Source organism: Streptomyces aurantiacus JA 4570, from assembly GCF_000414115.1.
GTDB lineage: Bacteria > Actinomycetota > Actinomycetes > Streptomycetales > Streptomycetaceae > Streptomyces > Streptomyces aurantiacus_A.
In genome coordinates this window covers 155,684-171,519 of record NZ_AOPZ01000017.1, presented here as the reverse complement: position 1 = coordinate 171,519, position 15,836 = coordinate 155,684, and the positions used below count along the sequence as shown (strand labels likewise).

Below are 15,836 nucleotides of genomic sequence, written 5' to 3'. Positions count from 1 at the left end.
TCGCCCGGGCCCGGCCCGGCCCGCAGCAGGGCCGCCGCCAGCCAGGCGGCCAGGCCCGTGCCGACGCCGCTGACCGCCGCGATGCCGTACCGCGCCGCGTCCCCGGAGATCTCCTGCGGCAACACGCCGACCAGGGACTGGAACACCGCGTACCCCGCGGCCGCGCAGCCGAAGCCGCCGAGCCAGCCCACGAACCGGCCCTGGCGCGAATCGCCCGGGGGAGGCGGCCCGGGATCCGGCCGGGCCGGGCGGCGGCCGAGCTGCTGCTGTGACACAGGTGGTTCCCTCCCCCCAGGGCGGCGCGTGGGTCGTCGTGATTCCCAGTCTAGGCGGCCGTAACCGTGTTTCTCCGGGTCAGGACGGTTCCCGGAACCCGGCGGCCGCGGGGCGCGCCGCCCCGTCGTCCTCCTCTCACCGCCTCCCTGCGGCCACCGAGAAGGTGAAGGCGAACTCGGCCGGTGCCGCCCGGAGTTCGTGCTGCGGCAGCACGCCGGGCCCGCACGACTGCGAGCCGATGCCGCGCTGCCCGTGGTCGAGGTGCACCCACACCGTGTCACCCGGCGTCAGGTCCGTGCGGTGGGCGGCCGCGTCCAGCTCCTCGCTGCTCCAGCGGCGGGCCGTGAACCAGAACGCGGGGTCGCCGACGATCCGCAGCCCCTCGCCGTCGAAGCCGGTGCGCAGCTCGGCCCAGCGCACGTCGGCGCGGGCGCCGTTCTCCTGCGGGCGGACGTACGGCGTCTGCATGCGGTCCACGTGCGTGTACCAACGGCTCACGGTGGACGCCGACTTGGTGTCCGGGTAGCCCTCGCCGGGCCCGCCGCCGAACCAGTGCGCGTACCCCAGCGCGGCGGGCAGCCCGAGCCGGACGCCGAGCCGGGGCAGCGGCAGCTCCCAGTCGCCCTCCGGCGTCACCGACACCGCGAGGCGCAGGTCCGTGCCGTCGGACGTCCAGCGGTAGACGGTGCGCAGCGCCAGGTCGCGGGCCGCGGGCGCCACCCGGGTGCGGACGGTGAGCGCGTCGGCGCCGGGCCCGCCCAACTCGACGTCGTCCAGGCGGTGCTGCATGCGGTCCAGGCCCAGCTCGCGCCATCGCGGGCCGTAGCGGGTGTCGGGCTGCCAGGGCGCGCCGTCGTCGTTGTCGGTGGGCGCGCGCCACACGTCCAGGCGCGGCGGCGCGGTCAGGGCGAGCGTGTCCAGGGCGCGCAACTCGCCCGTGCGGGTGTCGAAGCGGCCGGGGCCGAGGGCCACGTCGTAGCCGCGGCGGCGCGGGCGTTCGCCGGTGGCGACGGGCACCGGCGGGCGCGGCGTGACGGCGAAGTCGGCGCGCGCCACCACGTGGTCGAGCGCCGCCCAGTTGGTCTCCTCGCAGACCAGGGCGGCCAGGTGCAGCCGGGTCTCGGCGTCGCCCGCGGCCGCGGGCGGGTCGGGCAGCTTCAGCTCGACGCTCTCGCCGGGGCCGAGTTCGGGCGGTACGTCCAGTGGTCCCGAGGCGTCACGTTCCTCGCCGTCCATGAGGTACGTCCACTCGAAGGCCAGCTCCGACAGGTCCGCGAAGTCGTACAGATTGGTCACCGACACCGTGCCCGACACCGGGTCGTAGCCGAACCGGACCGGCTGGATCACCCGCTTGTAGTCGACGAGCCCGGGGGACGGGGTGCGGTCGGGGAAGCACAGGCCGTCGCAGACGAAGTTCCCGTCGTGCAGCTCCTCGCCGAAGTCACCGCCGTAGGCGAAGCCGTACGCAGGGTGCCTCAGGCCGTGGTCGATCCACTCCCAGATGAACCCGCCCTGCAGCCGCTCGTACCGCTCGAACAGCTCCTGGTACTCGCTGAGGCCGCCCGGCCCGTTGCCCATCGCGTGCCCGTACTCGCAGAGGACGAACGGCAGTTGGCGCCGCTCCTCGGGCCCGTCGTCCTCGCCCCGGCCGATGCGTTCGACCTCGGCGTGGCCGGCGTACATCCGTGAGTACATGTCGGTGTCCCGGCACGAGGGGTCGCCCTCGTAGTGCAGCAGCCGGTCCGGGTCCCGCTCCCGGATCCAGGCGGCCATCGCGCGCAGCCCCTTGCCCGTGCCCGCCTCGTTGCCGAGCGACCAGACGATCACCGACGGATGGTTCTTGTCCCGCTCCACCATGCGGGCCGCGCGGTCGAGCAGGGCCGGGGTCCAGCGGTCGTCGTCGGCGGGGTTGCCGCGCCAGCCCAGCATCGTGAAGCCGTGCGTCTCCAGGTCGCACTCGTCGATGACCCACAGGCCGAGCTCGTCGCACAGGTCCAGGAACGCCGGGTGCGGCGGATAGTGGGACGTGCGCACGGCGTTGATGTTGTGCTGCTTCATGAGAAGGACGTCCGCGCGCATGGTGGCGAGGTCGAGGGCGCGGCCCCGCTCCGGGTGGAACTCGTGCCGGTTCACGCCCCGGAACAGCAGCGGCCGCCCGTTCACGGTGATCAGGCCGTCCCTCAGGGCGACCGTGCGGAACCCCACCCGCAGCGCGATCCGCTCGCCCGGCGTGGCGAGCACCGCGTCGTACAGCCGGGGCCGCTCCGCCGACCACGGCTCGACCGGCACGGTGACGCTCTCGCCGGTCGCGATGTCGACGCCCAGCGCAGGCACCGTCACCCGCCCTGGCACGTCCGAATCCACCCGCAGCGTCCCGGTGCCGTCCTCGTGGTCGTACGAGGCGTGCGTGAAGAAGTCCCGGGCGGCGCCCTCGGGCCGGTGCAGCAGCGTCACGTCCCGGAAGATGCCGGGCAGCCACCACTGGTCCTGGTCCTCCAGATAGGACCCCGACGACCACTGGTGCACCCGCACGGCCAGGACGTTGTCCCGCGGCCGCAGCAGCTGCCCGACCGCGAACTCGTGCGGCAGCCGCGAGCCCTTGAAGTCGCCGAGCGGCGTCCCGTTCAGCCACACCCGCGCGCACGACTCGATCCCGTCGAACCGCAGCACCGCGTCACCGCCCGCCGGCCAGTGCTCCGGCAGGTCGAAGCCGCGCAGGTGGTCACCCGTCGGATTCTCCGTCGGCACCCGCGGCGGGTCGACGGGAAACGGATACATCTGATTGGTGTAGACGGGCGCGCCGTGGCCCTGCAGCACCCAGTGGCCGGGCACGACGACCTCGTCCCAGGCCGCGGCGTCGAACCCCGCCGCGGCGAACGACTCGTCGGGACCACAGGCGCCCGGCGACAGCCGGAACCGCCAGCTTCCGTTCAGCGAAAGGGAGACGGCGTCCGACCCGGCGCACCACACACGCGGCGGCAGACCGCCGGTACCGGGGGATACGTCCTCGTGGTAGGGGAGCTCCATGACTCCATCAGAACGTGCCGGGGTGGTGGGGCTCAATTCTTTGCGACGGAGGGTTGTTGGATTCTTGATGAACGGGTTGGACGAATCCGGCGACGGGCGGGCCGTTCGGGTGAGGCGGAGGCTCCGAAATTCGGCTGAGGCGGAGGTGCGAAAAAAGGAGTGGCGGCCGGTCGAGGGCGGGGGCTAATGTGCTGAGCGTTGCCCGGCGGTGCACCAACACCACCGCCGTTGCCGGCCGAGCAGGACTCAGGAGGTGTGACCGATGGCTGTCGTTGCGCAGGGCGCTGCCCGCATCCAGACATGTCTGCACATCACCTCCGTGGTCTCCGGCTGACCTTCCTTCTTCTTCTGCGTGCCTGTCCGGCGCGCGGGCCGGGGCCACCCTTGTGAAGGGTTCCCCTTGTCTTCCTCCGCTTCTCCGTCCTCCTCTGCTTTCTCTTCCGGCTCCGCCTCGCACGCCCTCGCCCCCTACGGCTGGGACGAGGAGTGGGCCGCCGCCTTCGCCCCGTACGCGGAGCGCGGGCTGCTGCCCGGGCGGGTCGTCCGGGTCGACCGCGGCAGCTGCGACCTCGTCGTCACCGAGGAAGGCGTCATCCGCGCCGACACCACGTACGTCACGCCGCACGACCCGCTCCGGGTCATCTGCACCGGCGACTGGGCGGCCGTGGACGCGCCGGGCGGCGACCCGCGCTATGTGCGGGACTACCTGCCGCGGCGCACGTCGTTCGTGCGGTCCACCTCCTCCAAGCGGTCCGAGGGGCAGATCCTCGCCGCCAACGTCGACCACGCCGTGATCGCCGTGTCCCTCGCCGGTGAGCTGGACCTCGGCCGCATCGAGCGGTTCCTCGCGCTCGGCTGGGAGTCCGGCGCGCAGCCGGTCGTCGCCCTCACCAAGGCCGACCTGGTGCCGGACGCCACGGCGATGTCGTACCTCGTCGAGGACGTGGAGACGACCGCGCCCGGCGTCCAGGTGCTGCCCGTCAGCGCCGCCCACGGGGACGGCGTCGACGTCCTCGCGGCGGTCGTGTCCGGCGGCACGTCCGTGCTGCTCGGGCAGTCCGGCGCGGGCAAGTCCACCCTCGCCAACGCGCTCGCCGGCGCCGACCTCATGGACGTACAGGCCATCCGTGACGTCGACGGCAAGGGGCGGCACACCACCACCACCCGCAACCTGCTCGTCCTGCCCGGCGGCGGGGTCCTCATCGACACGCCGGGGCTGCGGGGCGTCGGCCTGTACGACGCCGGGACCGGCGTCGGGCAGGTCTTCGCCGAGATCGAGGAACTCGCCCAGGGCTGTCGCTTCCAGGACTGCGCGCATGTCGCGGAGCCGGGCTGTGCGGTGCTCGCCGCCCTTGAGGACGGCACACTCCCTGAGCGGCGGCTCGACAGCTACCGCAAGTTGATCCGTGAGAATCAGCGCATCGTTGCCAAGACCGATGCCCGGGTTCGGGCCGATATGCGCCGCGAGTGGAAGCGGCGCGGCGCTGAAGGCAAGGCTGCGATGGAGGCGAAGCGTGGGCGACTTCGCTGAGGCACCGCCGGGCAGGCCGGTTGTGAGCCTGCGGGCTGGTGGGGGTTGATCGCGCAGTTCCCCGCGCCCCTTGCAGGGGCGCCTGCCGCACCGGAGCCGCTTGGTCCCCGGTGCGGTGGGGCGGCGAACGCGGCGTCCGATTTCCGCTAGCCCCGGTGGCCGCCCCGGCCCACACTGGATGGCGTGAGTGACCACGACACCAGGTACGAAGCCGTGCGCAGTCGTGACGCCCGTTTCGACGGGGAGTTCTTCTTCGCCGTCGAGACGACCGGCATCTACTGCCGGCCGAGCTGCCCGGCCGTCACACCCAAGCGCCAGAACGTCCGCTACTACCCGACGGCCGCCGCCGCGCAGAGCAACGGCTTCCGCGCCTGCCGCCGCTGCCGGCCCGACGCCGTGCCCGGCTCCGCCGAGTGGAACGTCCGCGCGGACGTCGTGGGCCGCGCCATGCGGATGATCGGTGACGGCGTCGTCGACCGCGAGGGCGTCGGCGGCCTCGCCGTCCGCCTCGGCTACAGCGCCCGCCAGGTCCAGCGCCAGCTCACCGCCGAGCTCGGCGCGGGCCCGGTCGCCCTCGCCCGCGCGCAGCGCGCGCACACCGCCCGCGTGCTCCTGCAGACCACCGACCTGCCGGTCACCGAGATCGCGTTCGCCGCCGGATTCGCCAGCGTCCGGCAGTTCAACGACACCATCCGCGCCGTGTACGAACTGACGCCCACCGGCCTGCGCGCCGCCGCGCCCAAACGGGGCGGCGGCCGCGGCACCCCCTCCGCCGGCATCCCGCTGCGCCTGGCGCACCGCGGCCCCTACCAGGCCGCCGCCGTCTTCGACCTGCTCGCCGACGAGGCCCTGCCCGGCGTGGAGGAGGTCGGCGGAGAGCGCGGCGCCCGTACGTACCGGCGCACGCTGCGGCTGCCGTACGCCTCCGGGATCGTGGCCGTGGAGGAGCGCGACGCGCGCAGGGGCGGCGACACGCACCGCTGCGGCTGGCTGGAGGCCCGCCTGCACCTGACCGACCTGCGGGACCTGTCGACCGCCGTCCAGCGGCTTCGCGGCCTCTTCGACCTGGACGCCGACCCGTACGCCGTCGACGAGCGCCTGGCCGCCGACCCCCGCCTCGCCCCGCTGGTCCGCGCCCGCCCCGGCCTGCGCTCGCCGGGCGCCGCCGACCCGGAGGAGTTCGCGGTGCGGGCGGTCGTGGGCAGGGAGGAGGCGCGGCGCCTCGTCGTCGAGTACGGCACGCCGCTGCCGTCGCCCTGCGGCACGCTCACGCACGTCTTCCCCGCGCCCGACGCCCTCGCCCACCGGCTGCCGCTCGGCTGCCGCTCGCGGCCGCCCTCGCCGACGGCACCGTCCGCCTGGACGCGGGCGCCGACCGCTACGACGCCGAGCGGGCCCTGCGCGCGGTGCCCGGAGTGGACGCGACGGCGGCCGCGGCCATCCGGACGCGGGCCCTCGGCGACCCGGACGTGGCCCCGCCCGGCGAGCCGGTGTCCGACGCGTGGCGGCCCTGGCGCTCGTACGCGGTGCGTCATCTGCGGACGCAGGCGGGACAGCCGGGGGCGGGGGCGGAGGAGGAACGGCTCCTCACGGCGTAGTCGCCTGTTGTGCGGCAACTTGCCCATGGGTGAGGCGAGTTCACTTCCCGGACGGGCCCAGGGGCGCTGCCCGGGCGGCGTGCGCGGCGTACCACCCGCTCAGGCCGTCGGCAGCCCCCAGCGCGGCGCGGCCGCGTTCGGCTCGACCGGGCTGATCCGCAGGTCGGGGCGGTCACCGCGCGCCGTGATCAGCGCCGACGCGCCCTTGCCGAGCGCGATGCGGATCGCGCCGTCGCCCGCGTCCTCGTACCGCAGCGGCCGGCCCCGCCCGTCCCGGACCTCGATCGGCCCGGCGATCCCGTGGCGCACGACGCACGGCGCGCCCGCCTCGCTCACGAGGCGCACCCACCGCGTCGCCCCCTTCTCGCGCACCGCGCTGAGCAGGAACGCGCCCTGTGTACGGAAGCCGTGCACGGCGAGGTCCGCCCACGCGGCGGGCAGCGCCGGGAACACGCGGACGACGTCGCCCCACGACTGGCACACCATGTCGTGCAGCGACTGCGCGGCCGACAGCGGCGTCTCGATGACCGGGCCCGACTCCTTGTACATGGTGTTGGCCTGGATGAACCGGTTCATCAGCTCACCCAGGTACTTCAGGGCGTCCTCGCCCTTGCCGAGCAGCGCCGAGATGGATGCCGCGCCGGTGAACGTGTAGCCCTGCAGGGCGCCTTCGAAGCCGACCCAGTGCGCGAGGGACTTCTCGATCAGCGCCCGCTCGGCCGGGGTGCGGCCCGTCACCTCGTACAGCGGATAGACCGCGAGCAGATGCGAGTAGTGGCGGTGCGACTTCGCGAAGGGGATGTCCGCGCCGATCATGTAGCCGTGTCCGTCGGTGGGGTACGCGACGAGCCTGGCCAGGACCTCGCGCCAGCGCGGCGCCAACGCGTCCTCGACGCCGAGGAGTTCGGCCGCTTCCAGGAGGGTGCGGCAGCCCCAGGTGAGGAGCATCAGGTCGTAGTTGCAGTCACGGCTGTTGCCGCCGTACTCGGGGGAGAACGTCGCCGGCAGGTGCAGCTTGCCGTCGGGGCCGGGGTGGAGGAAGTGCAGGTAGTAGCTGACGGCGCCGCGCAGGAGGGGGAAGAGGGTGTCGCGCAGGAGCGCGGTGTCCATGGTGTGGCGGTAGCTCAGCCAGACGTTGTGCAGGGCCCAAGTGAGGTTGCCGACCTCGGGCGTTGGGGGGTCTTGGCCGGGGATGCCCACACCGTATCCGCCGTTCGTCACCGAGGCGCCGTTGACGAGGCGGGTGTCCGTGGTGCGGGGCACGCCGAGGGAGTCCGCGCGGTACGGGGCGGCGACCTCCTTGGCCAGATTGTCCCGGAACTCGCTCAACGCCCGGGTCACGGCGTCGAGTTCGAGATGGTCGGAGCCGTGGATCAGCCAGTACTCCAGCTGCACGTTCAGGTTCCACCAGGTGTTCGGCCACGGCGTCGGCTCCAGCCAGGGGCCGCAGGTCGCCATCACCGGGGCGTCACGGCGGGCCGCGGCCGCCGCCTTGTAGAGCTGGATCCAGTAGAAGCGCTGCATGCGTGCGTCCGGCAGCGACAGGAAGCTCTTGCGGTAGTAGGCGCCCCACCACGCGCGGTGCGGCGCCGCGAAGGCATCGTACGGGAGCCGGGCGGCGGACCGCACCGCGCGCACCGCCCGGTCGCGGGCCGTGGACTTCGGGTGCGAGTGCGCGACATGGACGTACAACGTCCGCGCCCCGCCCCGGAGTTGCTCCCGCCAGGCGGTGACGTGCTGCCCGCCCGCGAGCAGCGGCTGCACGGCCGCGGACACCCCGTCGTGCCGCTCGACGGTCGCGGGCGGGTTGCCCTCGTACCCCGCCGGTGCCGGCTTGAACGCGGCCCGCGGGCTGATCGCCTCCGCCGGATGGAACACCCAGCGGAAGCCGCGCTCGCCCGCGCTCGCGGTCACCTCCACCGCGAGGACCGCGCGCGAGCTGTGCACGTGCGCGCGGACGCGGAGCGTGCCGCGGTCCGTGGTGAGCGTCCCCGTCAGCTCGGCGTCGCGCAGCCGCAGCCGCCAGTCGAGGCCGGTGATCGTACCGACCGGCTCCAGCGTGAAGTGGCCGATCGGCAGCCGGGCCAGGCCGAAGAGGGAGCCGAACTGCGGGCGGTGGTCCTGCACTTCGGAGTGCTGGACGTTGAAGCGGACCGCCTTCGTCTCGCGGCCCGGCTCCGCGTAGATCCCCGAGCCGAGGAAGCCGTTGCCCAGGAACGGGCCCTCGTACCAGGTCTTCGGCATCCGCCGCCACACCATGTCCGCGTCGTCGAGAACCGTGCACCAGGGGTCGGGAGCGGACGGTTCCGGCCGCCGTGGTGTGTCCGGGGCGGCTGTGGCCTGCGCGGGGAGGCCGCCGACGAGCATCGCGCCGCCGAGCGCGGGACCGGTGGCGAGCACGGCTCTTCTGGACGGGACGGGCATCAGGGCCTCCAGGCTGAGTCGTCGAGTCATCGGAGGTATCTGCCGCTGAAAGCTAGAGATGGCGTACGAGTACGTCAATGAGTCGGGAGAGATCGGATGTGCCGAGGGTGGCGAAGCCGATCTTCAGCGTCCCCAGAGCTCCGCCCCCACCCACGCCCCCACGATCAGCAGGCACGCGAACAGCTCCACGAACACACTCCACCCCCCGGCCCGCAGCGCCGTCCGCACCGCCGTCACCGCCTCGCCGTGCCCGCCGAGCCGCGCCCGCTCGGCCACGTACAGACCGCCGACGAACCCCGGCAGCGCGCCGAGAACCGGCAGCACGCAGAAGCCGAGCAGCGCGCCGCCGCCCGCGAACACCGCCATGTGCCGGGTCGCGCCGGACTCCCGCAGCCGCCGGGGCGGCAACTGCCAGCGCACGGCCTGGGACAGCAGGAGCAGCAGGGTCGCGCCGACCAGGACGCCCCAGGCGAGTCCCCGCGGGTCCTGCAGCGCCCACCAGGCGGTCCCGGCCCACACCAGCCAGGACCCCGGCACACCGGGCACCAGCACTCCGCACAGGCCGAGCAGCATCACCACGCCGACCAGCAGGAGTTCCCACGCTCCCATCTGCCCAGGGTGCAGGAGCGGATACGAAACCGCAGGTCGGGGTCAGTCGGAGCCTGTGCCCTCGGAGGCTCCGGGGGTCCCGGGGGTCCCGGGGTACCCGGAGAGCCTGGAGGCCCCGGAGGTCTCGGCGGCCTCGCGGGCCACCCAGCCGCGTTCGTACGCGTGCCAGCCGAGCTGCAGCCGCGTCGTCACGCCGGTCAGCTCCATCAGCCGCTTCACCCGGCGCTGTACGGTGCGCAGCCCCAGGTCGAGCTGTTTGGCGACGCTCGCGTCCGTCATCCCGGCGAGGAGCAGCGACAGGACCTCCAGGTCCGTGCCGTCGGGGCCGCCGGTGCCCGCCTCGCCCACCGCGCCGTCCTCACCCAGGCGCAGCGGCAGCGCCGTGCGCCACACCGCCTCGAAGAGGCCCGTCAGGGACTCCAGGAGGCCGCTCGCGTGCACCACGAGCGCCGCGGGTTCCGCCGTGCGCGACGTCAGCGGCACCATCGCCTGGGAGCCGTCCACGACCACCAGCTTCGTCGGTACGCGGTCGGCGACCCGCACCCGCTCCTCGCGCCGCATCGCCGCGGCCACCTCAAGGAGGCCGGTGGGGGCGGCGAGCACCTCGCGCTCGATGACCACGCGGTAGCGCACGCCCCGGCCCGCGGCCTGTTCCTCCGCGTCGTTCTCCACGCCCGTGACCGCGACCGGCCTGCCCGTGACCAGCGCGCACACCTCGTGGCTCGCGCCGAGCTGGAGCTGCAGGAAGCGCTGCGAGACGGCGGCCGCGCCGGTCACCACCTCGACCAGGTCGTGCACGGTGGGCTCGGCGGCCTGGGCGCGGTACTCCTCGGCGAGCAGGGTCGCCGCGAGCTCCGCCTTCTCCAGCTCGTGCCGGTGCTGGGTGAGCAGCGCGCCGAGCGCCACACCGGGCGGCGCCGCCACCCAGCGCCCCGCCCGGCCCGACGCCTGCGCGGCCAGGCCGTGCCGCTCCAGGCGGCGCAGCGCGCGCTCCGTCTCCGGCTCGCCCAGCGTGAGGCGGCGCGCCAGGTCGGGCACGTCGGCGGCGCCCACCGACACCAGTGCGCGGTACGCCGCCTCGTGCGTCTCGTCCAGCCCTATCGCAGCCAGCATGCGGCGACGTCCCTCCCGATGGCCTGCCCGGCAGGCCCGGCCTCCCGATCGTCCCGGCGGGTTCCACCCACCCGTGGCGGAAAGCAGCCACGGCGTAAACCCGCCGCGAACATCATCCCCGCAGTACCCGCCGGTCTGCCAAGGTGTCCCCGCGCCGGGCGGTCCTCCCGTGGGGGGTGGGGCCGCCCGGCGCTCGGCGCGCCACCACGGCCCGCCCCTCGCTGGAATTTCCGGATGCACCGTTTTCGTACGCCCTGTGCGGTGGACAATAGGGGCATGAGCCAGCAGGGGGAGAGGCACACCGGTCACGGAGCCCGTTCCGGCCAGGAGGACGACTGGTGGGGGCAGTTGTACGACGAGTCGAAGGACGACGCGGGGCCTGCGGCCGCGGCTGATTCTCTGGACGACCGGTTCGCGTCGGCGTCCGGAACGGTTTCTGGCGGGGGCGCCTCGGACGACGGGGCCCAGGCGGGCGACTCCGGCTCCGGCTCCGCCGAGGGGACTACTGCGTACGCTGCCGGGGGCCCCGGCGGGCCGGGGAGTGTTCCCGGTCAACGGGGCGCGGCTGCGGCGGATGTGACCTCGGCTCACCCGGACGCTGCCGGGGGGCTCGGAGGGGAGGATGTCGCTCCGGGGGAGCGGGGGGCCGACGCTGCGCGTGGCGGGGGCGAGGCTGCTCGCCGCGAGGCTGGCTCTGCCCGCGGTGGGGGTGACTCTGCCCGTCGTGAGGCCGACCAGGCTCGCCGCGAGGCTGACGGTGCCCGTGGTGGGGGTGACCTGGCCCGCGGTGAGGCCGACGCCGCTCACCGCGAGTCCGACTCCGTCGGCGGCGCCGACCTGGCCCGCGGGGAGGCCGACGCTGCTCACCGCGAGTCCGACTCTGCCCGCGGCGCCGACCTGGCTCGTCGTGAGGCCGACGCTGCCCGTAGCGGGGGCGACCCGGCTCGGCACGGGGGTGACTCTGCCCGTCGCGGGGCCGACCAAGCTTGTCGTGAGGCCGACGCTGCCCACAGTGAGGGCGACCTGGCTCGCAGGGAGGCCGACCAGGCCCAGGCCCAGGCCGAAGCCGGCTCAGGCCGTCGTGAGGCCGACCCGGCCCGGCGGCCCACCCGCGCACCTCAACGGGGCGTCCTCCCGGACTGGTTGACGGCCTCCGTGCCTCCGCCACCCCAGCGGCCCACCCCGGAGCCGCCGCCCCCACCTCCGCCTCCGGCGCCCGAGCCACCCCGTCGTCCGGCCCCGGTGCCGCCTGAGGCTCCCCGTCCTCCGGTGTCCGAGGCGCCTGGGCGTCCGGCCCCGGAGCCGCCTCGCACTCCCCACCCGCCGACAGCACCCACGGCACCCCAGCGACCGGCCCCGGAACCAGCTCGGCCACCGACGCTGCCGCCACCCCGCCAAGCCCCGACCGCGCCGCCGGCCCATGACCCTCCCGCCTACCGCGCCCCCGCCCCCTGGGCGGCGCCCTCCGCCGGGCCGCTGACGTTCCCCCCGGCGCGGAAGCCCGAGCCCGAGCCCGAACCGGAGGCCGCCGGTGGCCCGGCCGGGGCTTCGACGGCGGGAGGTGAGCCGTCCAGGGAGGGGAGCGCGGGTTCCCCCGTGGGGGAGGGCGGCGCTTCCTGTGGTGTGCCCGCGTACGTGGGGGACGGGCCGCCGACGTACGAGGCCGAGCCGACGGGGCTGCCCGTGGCGGACCCGGACGCGCTCGGGGAGCTCGTAGCGGACACCGTCCTGGACGGCGCCCGCTACGGCACCTCCACGCTGCGCGCCACGTCCCTGCGCGGCGACTCGGCCCGGTTCCGCGGCGAACCCCGCCGCGACGCCCTGCTCACCGCCCGCTTCGGCACCGGCGACGACACCCTCGTCCTGGTCGCCATGGCCACCGGCGCCCGTTCGACACCGGGCGCCCACCGCGCCGCCGCCGACGCCTGCGCGTGGATCGGCCGCGCCGTCGGCCGCAGCCACGCCCGCCTGGCCCAGGACATCCGCGCCGCCCGGCGCGGCGACCTGAAGTCGGGCCTGCACCGCCTCACCGACCGCAGCCTCGGCAAGCTCCGCGCCCGCGCCGCCGAACTCGGCCTGGAACCGGAGGAGTACACGGCATCGCTGCGCTGCCTGCTGCTCCCCGCCGACCCGGAATGCCGCACCCGCGTGTTCTTCGGCGTCGGCGCCGGCGGCCTGTTCCGGCTGCGCGGCGGCGAGTGGCAGGACATCGAGCCACGCGTGGCCGACCTGGCCGGCGAACCCGTCGTCGGCTTCGGCTCGCCGCCCGCCGAGAGCCCCGACGGCGACCGGCTCACCATGGACCTGGGCATCACGACGCCCCCGAGCCCGTACGAACCGGCGCCCGCCCCGGCACGCGACCCCTTCCGGTTCCGGGCCTCCGTCGCCCGCCCGGGTGACACGCTCCTGCTGTGCAGCGGCGGCCTCGCCGAGCCGCTGCGCGGCGAGCCGGAGCTGGCCCGCCACCTCACCCGCAGGTGGGCCGAGGGCGGCCCGCCCGGCCTCACCGCGTTCCTCGCCGACATCCAGGTCCGGGCCAAGGGCTACGCGGACGACCGCACGGCTGCCGCCGTTTGGGAGGCGTGAGCGCGTCCCCTGTGAATTCATGGACCCAAAGAGAGTGAAGGGGTGCATGAAGAGATGGCCAAGCAGAACGTCGCCGAGCAGTTCGTCGACATCCTCGTCCGTGCCGGAGTGAAGCGCCTTTACGGAGTCGTCGGAGACAGCCTCAACCCCGTCGTGGACGCGATCCGCCGCACCAAGGCGATCGACTGGATCCAGGTCAGGCACGAGGAGACCGCCGCCTTCGCGGCCGGCGCGGAGGCCCAGATCACCGGCTCCCTCGCCGCCTGCGCGGGCTCCTGCGGCCCCGGCAACCTGCACCTCATCAACGGCCTGTACGACGCCCACCGCTCCATGGCGCCCGTCCTCGCCCTCGCCTCCCAGATCCCCTCCAGCGAGATCGGCCTCGGCTACTTCCAGGAGACCCACCCGGACCAGCTGTTCCGCGAGTGCAGCCACTACAGCGAACTGATCGCCAGCCCGAAGCAGATGCCGCGCCTGCTTCAGACGGCCATCCAGCACGCCGTAGGCCAGTCGGGCGTCAGCGTGGTCTCACTGCCCGGCGACGTCGCCTCCGAGGCGGCCCCGGAGAAGGCGGCTGAGACCGCGCTGGTCACCTCACGCCCCTCCGTACGTCCCGGCGACGCCGAGATCGACAAGCTCGCCGCGATGATCGACGAGGCCGACAAGGTCACCCTGTTCTGCGGCAGCGGCACGGCGGGCGCCCACGCCGAGGTGATGGCGTTCGCCGAGAAGATCAAGTCCCCGGTCGGCCACGCCCTGCGCGGCAAGGAGTGGATCCAGTACGACAACCCGTACGACGTGGGCATGAGCGGACTGCTCGGCTACGGCGCCGCGTACGAGGCCACCCACGAGTGCGACCTGCTCATCCTGCTCGGCACGGACTTCCCGTACAACGCCTTCCTGCCCGACGACGTCAAGATCGCCCAGGTCGACGTGCGCCCCGAACACCTCGGCCGCCGCTCGCGGCTCGACCTCGCCGTCTGGGGCGACGTACGCGAGACGTTGCGCTGCCTGACCCCGCGCGTCTCGCCGAAGTCGAACCGCAAGTTCCTCGACAAGATGCTGAAGAAGCACGCGGACGCCCTCGAAGGCGTGGTGAAGGCGTACACGCGCAAGGTCGAGAAGCACATCCCGATCCACCCGGAGTACGTCGCCTCCGTCCTCGACGACCTCGCCGACCCTTCAGCGATCTTCACCGTCGACACCGGCATGTGCAACGTCTGGGCGGCCCGCTACATCTCGCCCAACGGCAAGCGCCGCATCATCGGCTCCTTCAGCCACGGCTCCATGGCCAACGCGCTGCCGCAGGCGATCGGCGCCCAGTTCACCGACCGCAAGCGGCAGGTCATCTCCATGTCGGGCGACGGCGGCTTCACCATGCTGATGGGGGACTTCCTGACGCTCGTGCAGTACGACCTGCCGGTGAAGGTGGTCCTGTTCAACAACTCCTCCCTGGGCATGGTGGAGCTGGAGATGCTCGTCGCCGGGCTGCCGTCCTACGGCACCACCAACCACAACCCCGACTTCGCCGCCGTCGCCCGCGCGGCCGGTGCCTACGGCGTCCGCGTGGAGAAGCCCAAACAACTCGCGTCCGCCCTCAAGGACGCCTTCTCCCACAAGGGCCCCGCCCTCGTCGACATCGTCACCGACCCCAACGCCCTGTCCATCCCACCCAAGATCAGCTCGGAAATGGTCACCGGCTTCGCCCTCTCCGCCAGCAAGATCGTCCTCGACGGCGGGGTGGGCCGCATGCTCCAGATGGCTCGCTCCAACCTGCGCAACGTGCCGCGGCCTTGACCCGCGTGGGCGCCCCCCAGGGGGCTGCCGCCCCCGGACCCCCGCTATCGCCGCTTCGCGGCTCGTCCTCAACGCCGCTTCGCGGCTCGTCCTCAAACGCCGGACGGGCCAAAACCGTGCCGCAGCGGCGAACGGGCGGGGCTGGTTTCTAGCTCATGGTGGCGCGCACGATCAGGGTGCCGATGTGGTCGGGCTCGGGAGCACTGAGGATCTTCGCTTCGGCGGTCTGGAAGCCTGCCTTCAGCAGGAGGTTCTGCCACTTGCGAGGGGTGTAGCTGTAGCGGTACGTGAACATCGCCTTCCCGGCGAATCCCCCCTTGTACATGCCCTGGGGCCCGTACGCTCCGGGGATCGCCGGAGGCTGGGAGAAGACCAGGACTCCGCCCGGGTTCAGGCGCTCGGCGATCAAGGGGAGCAGTTGCGCGGGGTTGGTGAACCAGACGGCTCCGAAGATCGAGTACACGGCGTCGTACGTCTCCGGGCTCGCCCGCAGGTGCTCCAGCACTTCGGCGCAGATGAACCGTACGCCGAGCGGCCCCCACCGTTCGGTGACGTGCTGGACCATGACCGGCGAAAGATCCACGCCCGTGGCCTGCACGCCCCGTTGGGCCAGGTGTGCCAGTGCCCGCCCGGTGCCGCACCCGAGCTCCAGCGCGGTGGCCGGGTCGCCGAGGAGTTCAGGTCCGGGTCCGTGCCCGCTGTACTGGCTCCAGCAGAACTCGGGCTCGGACTCGAACACCTTGCCTTTGGTGTGTTCGGCGAAGGCGTCCCAGAGTTCACGCTCGCTCGCGATGTCGTGGCGTGCGGGCAACGGGCTTCCTCCGTGCGGGGGTGAGAGGCATGGCACTGCCCCCGGACCTCGGATACGAGGGACA

At 73.7% G+C, this 15,836-nt stretch carries 8 protein-coding genes and 2 pseudogenes; 4 read left to right on the top strand and 6 right to left on the bottom strand.

The window, feature by feature from the left end; translation table 11 throughout:
* Both STRAU_RS02550 and STRAU_RS02545 read right to left on the bottom strand, forming a co-directional pair.
* A pseudogene (locus tag STRAU_RS02550) lies at positions 1 to 275 on the bottom strand (hypothetical protein); the annotation flags it as partial.
* Between the two features lie 136 nt (positions 276 to 411).
* Complete coding sequence (locus tag STRAU_RS02545; protein WP_016638661.1) at positions 412 to 3,303, bottom strand: glycoside hydrolase family 2 TIM barrel-domain containing protein; 2,892 nt, start codon at positions 3,301 to 3,303, stop codon at positions 412 to 414.
* Positions 3,304 to 3,703: 400 nt separating this feature from the next.
* Between STRAU_RS02545 and rsgA the strand changes: the two genes are divergently transcribed.
* Both rsgA and STRAU_RS02535 read left to right on the top strand, forming a co-directional pair.
* Positions 3,704 to 4,834 carry a ribosome small subunit-dependent GTPase A gene (rsgA, locus tag STRAU_RS02540; RefSeq protein WP_016638659.1) on the top strand — a complete coding sequence of 377 codons (1,131 nt, stop codon included), beginning with the start codon at positions 3,704 to 3,706 and terminating at the stop codon, positions 4,832 to 4,834.
* A gap of 183 nt (positions 4,835 to 5,017) precedes the next feature.
* Positions 5,018 to 6,432 (top strand): annotated as a pseudogene (locus STRAU_RS02535) (DNA-3-methyladenine glycosylase 2 family protein).
* 99 nt (positions 6,433 to 6,531) lie between these two features.
* Here the strand turns inward: STRAU_RS02535 and STRAU_RS02530 are convergent.
* The 3 genes from STRAU_RS02530 to STRAU_RS02520 form a co-directional block, all read right to left on the bottom strand.
* Complete coding sequence (locus STRAU_RS02530; protein ID WP_259299808.1) at positions 6,532 to 8,886, bottom strand: glycosyl hydrolase family 95 catalytic domain-containing protein; 2,355 nt, start codon at positions 8,884 to 8,886, stop codon at positions 6,532 to 6,534.
* Positions 8,887 to 8,979: 93 nt separating this feature from the next.
* The gene (locus STRAU_RS02525; protein ID WP_016638654.1) at positions 8,980 to 9,465 is read right to left on the bottom strand and encodes a DUF456 domain-containing protein; all 486 of its coding nucleotides are present in this window, start codon (positions 9,463 to 9,465) and stop codon (positions 8,980 to 8,982) included.
* A gap of 42 nt (positions 9,466 to 9,507) precedes the next feature.
* Positions 9,508 to 10,578: a helix-turn-helix transcriptional regulator gene (locus STRAU_RS02520; protein WP_016638653.1), complete on the bottom strand. Its 1,071-nt coding sequence runs from the start codon at positions 10,576 to 10,578 to the stop codon at positions 9,508 to 9,510.
* Between the two features lie 1,023 nt (positions 10,579 to 11,601).
* Between STRAU_RS02520 and STRAU_RS43405 the strand changes: the two genes are divergently transcribed.
* A complete protein-coding gene (locus tag STRAU_RS43405; protein WP_472980048.1) occupies positions 11,602 to 13,164 on the top strand; it encodes a protein phosphatase 2C domain-containing protein in 1,563 nt (520 codons plus the stop codon).
* A 54-nt stretch (positions 13,165 to 13,218) separates the two neighbouring features.
* Positions 13,219 to 14,961, top strand: a complete 1,743-nt coding sequence (locus STRAU_RS02505) for a pyruvate dehydrogenase (protein ID WP_016638651.1) — start codon at positions 13,219 to 13,221, stop codon at positions 14,959 to 14,961.
* Positions 14,962 to 15,109: 148 nt separating this feature from the next.
* Here STRAU_RS02505 and STRAU_RS02500 read toward each other — a convergent pair whose 3' ends face one another.
* Positions 15,110 to 15,772, bottom strand: coding sequence for a class I SAM-dependent methyltransferase (locus tag STRAU_RS02500; protein ID WP_016638650.1), 663 nt, complete (start codon positions 15,770 to 15,772; stop codon positions 15,110 to 15,112).
* Between the last annotated feature and the right edge of the window lie 64 nt (positions 15,773 to 15,836).

Bases quoted from the DNA above. Each gene is read 5' to 3' on its own strand.
- STRAU_RS02505 (WP_016638651.1), top strand. From the start codon at position 13,219: ATGGCCAAGCAGAACGTCGCCGAGCAGTTCGTCGACATCCTCGTCCGT.
- STRAU_RS02530 (WP_259299808.1), bottom strand. From the start codon at position 8,886: ATGACTCGACGACTCAGCCTGGAGGCCCTGATGCCCGTCCCGTCCAGA.
- STRAU_RS02520 (WP_016638653.1), bottom strand. From the start codon at position 10,578: ATGCTGGCTGCGATAGGGCTGGACGAGACGCACGAGGCGGCGTACCGC.
- STRAU_RS02545 (WP_016638661.1), bottom strand. From the start codon at position 3,303: ATGGAGCTCCCCTACCACGAGGACGTATCCCCCGGTACCGGCGGTCTG.
- STRAU_RS02525 (WP_016638654.1), bottom strand. From the start codon at position 9,465: ATGGGAGCGTGGGAACTCCTGCTGGTCGGCGTGGTGATGCTGCTCGGC.